Annotated in this window: 6 protein-coding genes; 5 read left to right on the top strand and 1 reads right to left on the bottom strand. The window is 72.6% G+C overall.

Annotation, left to right across the window (positions count from 1 at the left end; all coding sequences use genetic code 11):
- Nucleotides 1-82: 82 nt before the first annotated feature.
- Nucleotides 83-2,749 carry an FG-GAP-like repeat-containing protein gene (locus AOK17_RS42050; RefSeq protein WP_425424683.1) on the bottom strand — a complete coding sequence of 889 codons (2,667 nt, stop codon included), beginning with the start codon at nt 2,747-2,749 and terminating at the stop codon, nt 83-85.
- 351 nt (nt 2,750-3,100) lie between these two features.
- On the opposite strand from AOK17_RS42050, the gene AOK17_RS53845 reads away from it, so the two are divergent.
- The 5 genes from AOK17_RS53845 to AOK17_RS42025 all read left to right on the top strand — a co-directional run.
- On the top strand, nt 3,101-3,778 hold the full coding sequence (locus AOK17_RS53845; RefSeq protein ID WP_342671559.1) for a hypothetical protein: 678 nt from the start codon (nt 3,101-3,103) through the stop codon (nt 3,776-3,778).
- A gap of 105 nt (nt 3,779-3,883) precedes the next feature.
- Entirely contained in the window at nt 3,884-4,501 is a 618-nt protein-coding gene (locus AOK17_RS42040) for an RNA polymerase sigma factor (RefSeq protein WP_055617923.1), read from the top strand.
- Between the two features lie 44 nt (nt 4,502-4,545).
- Nucleotides 4,546-5,277, top strand: coding sequence for a hypothetical protein (locus AOK17_RS42035; protein ID WP_157881511.1), 732 nt, complete (start codon nt 4,546-4,548; stop codon nt 5,275-5,277).
- Nucleotides 5,278-5,649: 372 nt separating this feature from the next.
- The gene (locus tag AOK17_RS42030; RefSeq protein WP_055617921.1) at nt 5,650-6,324 is read left to right on the top strand and encodes an RNA polymerase sigma factor; all 675 of its coding nucleotides are present in this window, start codon (nt 5,650-5,652) and stop codon (nt 6,322-6,324) included.
- Nucleotides 6,324-7,759: hypothetical protein (locus AOK17_RS42025; RefSeq protein ID WP_055617920.1), on the top strand; the 1,436-nt coding region annotated here is incomplete at its 3' end. The genes AOK17_RS42030 and AOK17_RS42025, both read left to right, overlap by 1 nt.

The following is a 7,759-nucleotide window of genomic DNA, read 5'->3' as shown; positions in this document are numbered from 1 at the left end:
GGGACGGGAATGGGTAGGGGCGGCGGGGGCGAAGAAAAAGCCGGGGCCCGCACAACGCAGGCCCCGGCTTTCGGTTGTCGGGCTACGGGGTCAGGAACTGGCCCAGGCGGCCCGCCGTCGGCGTAGCGAGTTGGGCTACGCCGTAGTAGGCCGACTTGGCGACGGAGACGCCGGAGGCCGTCGTCGGGAGGTACAGGAGCGTGCCGTTGCCCGCGTCCTCGCCCTCCGCGCCGATGAGGAGATGAGCGCGGCCGTGGCCCGAGACGTCCGTCAGGGAGACGGATGAGCCCAGCTTGTCGTCCTTCTCCGTGGAGCCGGGGACACCCGTCGTGTCCTGGGAGTAGGAGAGAGAGCCTGTACCCGTCAGGCCCGACGAGGCGCCCTTGAAGAGCCAGATCGCGCCCGCGTTGGCCCGGTTGGTGGTGCGGGTGATGTCCTCGTTCGGGGCACCGGCGAGGACGTCCGCGTAACCGTCGGCGTTGAAGTCGCCCACGGAGACCGACGTACCCAGCGCGTCCCCGGACTCGTTGGCGCCCGCGACCCCGGCCGTGTCCTGGGTGATCTTCGTCATCCCGGTCGTGGTGAAGCCGGTCGACGTGCCCGGAACCATGGTGACCTGGCCGCCGGAGATCGCGCCGGACTCGGTGGCGTACGGCTGCCCGATGACGATGTCGTCGTAGCCGTTGCCGTTCACGTCGCCCGAGGCGATGGACCGGCCGCCCTTCACGGAGAGTGTCGAAACCTTCGACAGGCCCAGCGACTTGGAGCCCTTGAACCAGGTGACCTTGCCGACGCCGGACGCGTCGCGGTAGTTGAGCGCCACGTCCGCGTAGCCGTCCCGGTTGAAGTCACCGCTCGTGGCGTCCGCGTACGAGAGGGCGCCGGAGACGGTGGTGAGGTCACCGGCGACCTCGTGGCCGTCGTTGAAACGGGCCGCCCAGTTGCCACCCGTGCCGGTGGCCGCCGTGAAGACGTCCGCCTTGCCGTCGGCGTTGAAGTCGCCGACCGCGACCGTCGCGCCGAAGCGTGCGCCGGCCGGCTCGTAGTCGTCGCCCAGCGCCATGGTGTCGGCGCCGGTGTCGAACTTCGGGCCGTACAGGATCGTTACGGCACCGCGGTCCGCGTGGCCGGTCGTGTCGTCCTCGCCGGGCGCGCCGATCGCGAGGTCCGCGTAGCCGTCGGCGTTGATGTCGCCCCAGGCGGAGGCCGTGCCCCACTGGTCGCCGGACTCGGCGGCACCCGGAACACCGGCGCTGCCCTGGTTGAGCTTCACCTTCGAGGCGGAGACGGGGCCGTTGACGCCGCCCGGCACGAGCGTGAGCCAGCCGCTGCCCTGCTTGGGCGTGGCGGCGACGACGTCGCTGATGCCGTCACGGTTGAAGTCGGCAGTGGGGATCGCGGAGTTCTTGCCGGGGCTGGACGCGTACCGGCGGATCTCGCTCAGCTTCGAGTACAGGTTCTTGCCGGGGCACGCGGTGGCGAAGCCGTCGCGGTGGCCGGAGATCGTGTTCAGCGTGGCCTGCTCGCCCGCCTTCCACACACCCGTGTCGGCGGCGGCGGTCAGTGTGACCTGGCCGCTCGGGTTGCCCCCGTACTGGCCCAGCTTCCACGCGGCGACGCGCGCCACGGACTCCAGGGCGGCGCGGCTCGGCTTGCCCGCGGCCTTCGCCGGAGTGGTGGAGGTGGCGGCAGCGCCCTCGAAGTCACCGAGGACGGCGACGCCCGCCGAGTCGCCGTTGAAGCCGTACGTGTGCGCGCCGCGCACCGGCAGGTCGATGCCGCCGCCGCGGCCCTCGAAGATCCGGCCGCACTTGTCGACCAGGAAGTTGTAGCCGAGGTCGTTCCACCCCTCGCTCTGCACGTGGTACGCCATGATGCCGCGCACCAGCGCCGGGGACTCGGCGCAGCTGTAGTCGTTCGTGCCGACCGTGTGGTGCACGAAGACCGCGCTGACCTTGTCGATGTACTCCGGCGGGTCCTTGACCATCGACTCGTCGGCGCCCCACTGGGCGCGGGAGACGATCGGCGGCTGCGCCACGGTGGACGGCGGCGGGGACGGGACCGGGTCGGGGGTCGGGGAAGCGGACTCCGACGCGCTCTCCGAGTTGCTCTCGGTGGGCGTCGCCGGGGCGCTGGTCGTGGGCTCCGTACCGGTGGAGTCCGTCGGCGACGGGGAGTCCGAGGCCGGGTCGGTCGGGGTCGGCGAGTCGGTCGGGTCCTCGGCGACGAACGCGGCGTTCTCCAGGGAGCTGCCGGTCGTCGTGCCGAGTGCCTTGTTCTTCGCCTCGGCCGAGGTCACACCCGGGTCGACCAGGCTGACCTCAAGCCCCTTGGGCAGCGGCGAACTCGTCGAGCCGTCGGCCGCGACCACCCGCGCCTCGACACCGTCGCTCGGGCCGACCCACAGCGGATCGGAGGCACCGCGGGCCTCCTTGGCGCCCGGCTCGGCCTTGTCGACCGGGTGCGGCTCCAGATCCAGGTTCTGCCAGCCGGTCCACTCGCCCGTCGCCAGGTCGCGGGTGCGTACCTGGGCGGTGCCGTCCAGCTCGGTCTTCGCGCCGGTCCAGGTGACCCCGAGCAGCGAGAACTGCGCGGTGCTCGTCCGCTCGACCTCGCGCCGGCCCGAGCCGTCGCTCTCCATCGTGAGCTCGTGCACCTTCACGGGCCGCTTGCTGCGCGCGGCGTCCACGGCCGGGTCCGAGCTCGGGTTCGCGACGGCGTACGTCACGGCGCCCGTCCCGCCCAGCACCACGGCCCCTATCGTCAGCCACGCTCTCCGCTTCAGGCTCAGCGGCTTGTACGCATGGGTCGTCCGGCGACTCAAATGCCCCACCCCTAGGAAATCCTCACAAAAAACCCACCCGTCACTGGGGTGGCTTTCTAATTCAGCGGTAAGACGAGGTTAAACATCACCCAACAGGGCTGTGGGGTACGTCACTTCGCGTTCGCGCAGACGTCCAAGGGGGTCGGATGGTTGTACGGGTATCAGCTAATTGTGGCGTGACCCTTGTCACTGCGGTGACGTGTGATGTTCGCGGCGCCCGCCCCGCTTGGTCTGCCAGAGGCGGATGCGCGAGCGGTGAGCCAGGGGGCGGAAACGGTGGAGAGGACAAGGCTGTCGGCGGATCTGCGGATGCGGCGGCACGCGGCGGAGTTCGTGCGGGACGTCACGGCCCGCAGCCAACTGCCGTTGGACTACTCGGTCGCGAGCCTGCGGGTGGTCGACTTCATCGTCGACGGGCTGCGCAAGAGCGGCCGGGACCGCACGGCCGTGGGGCACGTGCTGTTCGGGCTCGGGGTGTACGCCGGTGAGGTGCTCGTCCGCCGGGCCGGTGCCGTGTGGGTCGAGTTCGACGAGGAGCAGCGGGAGTTGTTCGGCCGGCCGGTGGGCGTACGGATGCCGGACGGGCGGGTGTGGAATCCGCTGGGCAAGGTCGTGAAGAGGTTCGAGGTGGGTGAACGGGAGTCCCTGCGGACGTTCTATCTGCAACTGCACGGGCGGGCGCGACCCGGGCTGCCTGCACTGCCGGGGCTGCCCGCGCAGCCCAGGTCCGTCGAGGCGGGCGGGGTCGGTGGGACCGGCAGGGCCAGCGGGGCTGGTGGGACCGGCGGTCGTGCCAGTCGCGGAACCGGGCGTGGGGCCGGTAAAGGAACCGGGTCCGTCGAGGCGGGCGGGACTCGCGGGACCGGCCGGACTGGCCGGACCGGTGATCGTGCCGGTCGCGGAACCGGGCCTGGAGCCGGTCGTGAGGCCGCCAGGCCATCTGACGGGCTGTGACATTTCCGTGCCGTCCGACGCTGATGACCTTGGGGGCGCGCGGACATGGCGACGCGCGCCGCGCGGTGCGGATCCGGTACGAACTCGGCGTGAACGAGGACACTGTTGGGCCAGGGAGGGGAATCCCACCGCGGGCGGACGTCCGACGGTGAACTCGGCGCGGCCGTCGCACGGGCGCAGGACGGGGACGAGGCCGCCTTCGCCGTCGCGTACCGGCTCGTGCAGCCCGGACTGCTCGGGTACCTGCGGGGCCTGGTCGGCGACGAGGCGGAGGACGTGGCGTCGGACGCCTGGCTGGAGATCGCCCGGGACCTGGGGCGGTTCCGCGGAGACGGGGCCGGGTTCCGCGGCTGGACCGCGACCATCGCCCGGCACCGGGCCCTCGACCATCTGCGGCGGCTGAAGGTGAGGCCGCGGGCGTCCGCGCTGGAACAGGACATGCTCGACCTGCCCGGCCCGCACAGCACGCACGACCAGGCCCTGGAATCCCTCTCCACGGAGTACGCGCTCGAACTCGTCGCAAGTCTCCCGCGCGACCAGGCCGAGGCCGTACTGCTGCGTGTCGTCGTCGGCCTCGACGGCCCCGCCGCCGCGCGCGTCCTCGGCAAACGCCCCGGCGCGGTACGCACCGCCGCGCACCGGGGCCTGAAGCGCCTCGCGAGCCGGCTCGACGCGGAGGGTGTGACGGATGACGGGCCCAGCACGCTGGGGGAGTCGAGATGAACGGCAAGCAGTCCTCGGCCGGCGAGGGTGGGGCGGATACGGACATGGCTGAACAACGCGGCCCCGACGACCCTTCGAACCTCCCTGCCCCGAACCCGGCCGACCTCGGTGAACTGCTCGCCGCCGCTGTGCGCGGCGGTGCGGTCGATGCCGATGCCGAGCGGCGGGTGCTCGCCGCGTTCCGGGCGGCGCGGGACGAGGGGGCGCACCGGGCGTCGGCGCACAACCGGCGCCGGGACGACTGGCGGCCGGAGCGGGAGCGGCGGAGCGGCCGGTCGGTGCGGACGACCCTGGTGGCGCTGGTGGCGAGCTTGGCGCTCGGCGGAGTGGCGGTCGCGGCCATCGGCTCGGCGGGCGACGGAACGCGGGACGAGGGTGCCGAGCGGGGCGGGCCCCTGCCCGCGAGCAGCGTTCCGACCGGCCCGCCCGCAGCCGCGCCGAATCAGTCCGCGCCCGCCCAGGCCGACCGCGGTTTCCGCCGACCGACGTCCGCCCAGGACACCGAGGCCCACTGCCGCGCGTACGACTCCGTCAAGAAGCGCGGCAAGGCCCTCGACTCGACTGCCTGGCAGCGGCTGATACAAGCCGCGGGCGGCGCGGAGAACGTCGAGGCGTACTGCGCCGAGCAGCAGGACGAGAAGAAGGAAAAGAAGAAGGAGAAGGGGAACGCCGGCAAGGTCAAGCCGAGCAAATCACCCCAGGCGTCCAAGACGTCCAAGGCCTCCAAGACTCCCGGCAGCGGCGCCACCAAGAACTCGAAGAGCAAGGCCGACTGACCGAGAGCGGCCGACAAAAGGGTGCAAAGCGGGATAAAACCCCAGCCTCACCGTGCCGATGGCAACGGCCGAGGCCGCCACCCCCCACAGGAGAGGCCCCGGCCGTCGCGCGGCACGGGCCGCGCGGCGGCCCGTACTTGCTTCAGCGTCGGAGGTGCGTTTTGTGTCACACCCCACGCCGGGACGGGATAGTTGCACGTTGTACGGACATGGACGGGGAACGGTTTCACGCCGTAACGTGCCTTTCGCGCCGGACTGCGGCAGACCTGAATCCACGAAGGATCCACGACCGCGACCATCGATCGGGCAACCACGATGGTGAGCAACCACGTCCGCGAGAGCGGCGCCGGTTTAGGCGCATGAGGGAGTGCGGTGCTGGGGGACGACGCGGAGCTGACCGCCGCGGTGCTTGCGGCACAGGACGGAGACGAGACCGCGTTCCGGACTGTGTACCGAGCCGTGCATCCACGGCTCCTGGGGTACGTACGGACGCTGGTCGGCGACCCGGACGCGGAGGACGTCACGTCCGAGGCCTGGCTGCAGATCGCCCGTGACCTCGAACGGTTCAGCGGCGACGCCGACCGCTTCCGCGGCTGGGCCGCCCGGATCGCCCGTAACCGCGCCCTCGACCACATACGCATGCGTGGCCGCCGCCCCGCGATAGGCGGCGACGAGACCGAGCTCACCGGCAGGGCGGCCGAGTCCGACACCGCCGGTGAGGCCATCGAGGCCCTCGCCACCGGCAGCACCCTCTCCCTCATAGCCCAGCTCCCGCAGGACCAGGCCGAGGCCGTCGTGCTGCGCGTCGTCGTCGGCCTCGACGCGAAGACCGCCGCCGAGACCCTGGGCAAACGGCCGGGCGCCGTCCGCACGGCCGCGCACCGCGGTCTGAAACGGCTCGCGGAGCTGATCGGCGCGGATCCGGAATCGGCCGGATCCCTGAGTTCCGTACCCCCACAAAGACCCCCACACGCAGAACCGCGTACCCGCGCGGTGACGTCCGCCGGTGTGACGCATACGCGTTCGCGGACGCAGAAGGACATGTGATGGCCGACGAGCAGTACAGGTGGCTGGACCGCGATACGGCGGAGCGGCTGCTGCGCGGCGAGCCGCTGAACGCCGTCGACGCCGACAGCCGCGACCAGGCCGACCGGCTCACCGAGGCGCTCGAAGCCCTCGACGCGCTGGGCACGCAGACCGCCGAATCCACGCCCGCCGACGCCGAACTCCCCGGCGAGGCCGCCGCGTTGGCCGCCTTCCGCAAAGCACGCACCGGCAAGAACGGCGAACGTGCGAGCCTCGGCCCGCGTACCCGTACCCGCTCGGCGGCCTCGGCCGCCGCCGCTTCCTCCGCGGCCTCCCAGATCTCCTCCGACGCGGGCCTGATCCATCTCGGCCGCCCCACCGCCCATCGGCGCGACCCTTCCCGCTGGGGCCGCCCGGTGCGATACGGACTCGCCGCCGCGCTGGCCGCGGGGATGATCGGCGGGGCCGCCATGGCCGCGACCTCCGGTGTCCTGCCGTTCGGCGGCGAGGAACCGGAACCCGGCTCGTCCGCGACGGTCGACGTCACCCCGGACCGCCCGCTCGTCTCGCCGTCCCCCGAGAAGAAGCCGGGCGGCGGCCCCGACAAGCCGCGGCCCGACGGCAGCGCGGGCGGCCCGACCGGCAAGGGTCCGGTCCCGCCCGGAGAGGCGCGCGGCGGTACGGACCCGGGCGCACGGTCCGATCCCGGCGAGGACCGGCGCGAGGGGCGGCCCGCCCGGGGGTGGCGCTGGCTCGCCTCGGTCTGCCGCGACTTCCGCGACGGCAAGAACCTCGACTCCGAGCGCAGACGCGGTCTGGAGGACGCGGCGAAGGGCGCCGAGCAGGTGAAGAAGTACTGCAAGGGCGTGCTCAAGAACTCGGACGACCGTGACTTCGGTGACGGCCGGAGCGGCAACGGGTCGGGCAGGGGAGAGTCGGGCCGGGGCGGCTCGGGCTGGAACAACGACCGCGAGGGCCGGGACGGCAGGAGCAACGACGAAGACGACGGCGATGGGGACGGCGACGGCTCGCACATAGGCGCGGGCCTGCTCCCGGGCGCCGGCGGCACGGTCCGACCCATGGCCCTCGCCCCGGCCGCCCGGTCCTCGGAGACGCGGACACCGACACCCGTACGGACGCTGCTTCAGGCACCGATCAAGACACCGGCCAAGGCACCGAATCAGACGTCGTCCAAGGCGCCGACTCAGGTGCCGACTCGGGCGTCGGTTCAGGCATCGACGCGGGCACTCGCCCCCGATGCCGGCGCCCCGACACGGCCTGAAGCCGGCGCCTCGACACGGCCCGCAGCCGCCGTCACCGCCTCACCCACCATCACCACCGCGTCCACCGCGCCCGCCGCACCCTCCGCCGCCCCGGCCCGGTCCGCCGCACCCTCCGCCCCGGCCACCGCCGCCCCGGCCCGCTCCACAGAACCCAAGGCACCCACCCCCCGCAC

The sequence above is a fragment of the Streptomyces phaeochromogenes genome, assembly GCF_001418655.1.
Lineage (GTDB): Bacteria > Actinomycetota > Actinomycetes > Streptomycetales > Streptomycetaceae > Streptomyces > Streptomyces phaeochromogenes.
This window is presented reverse-complemented; position numbering and strand designations above follow the sequence as displayed.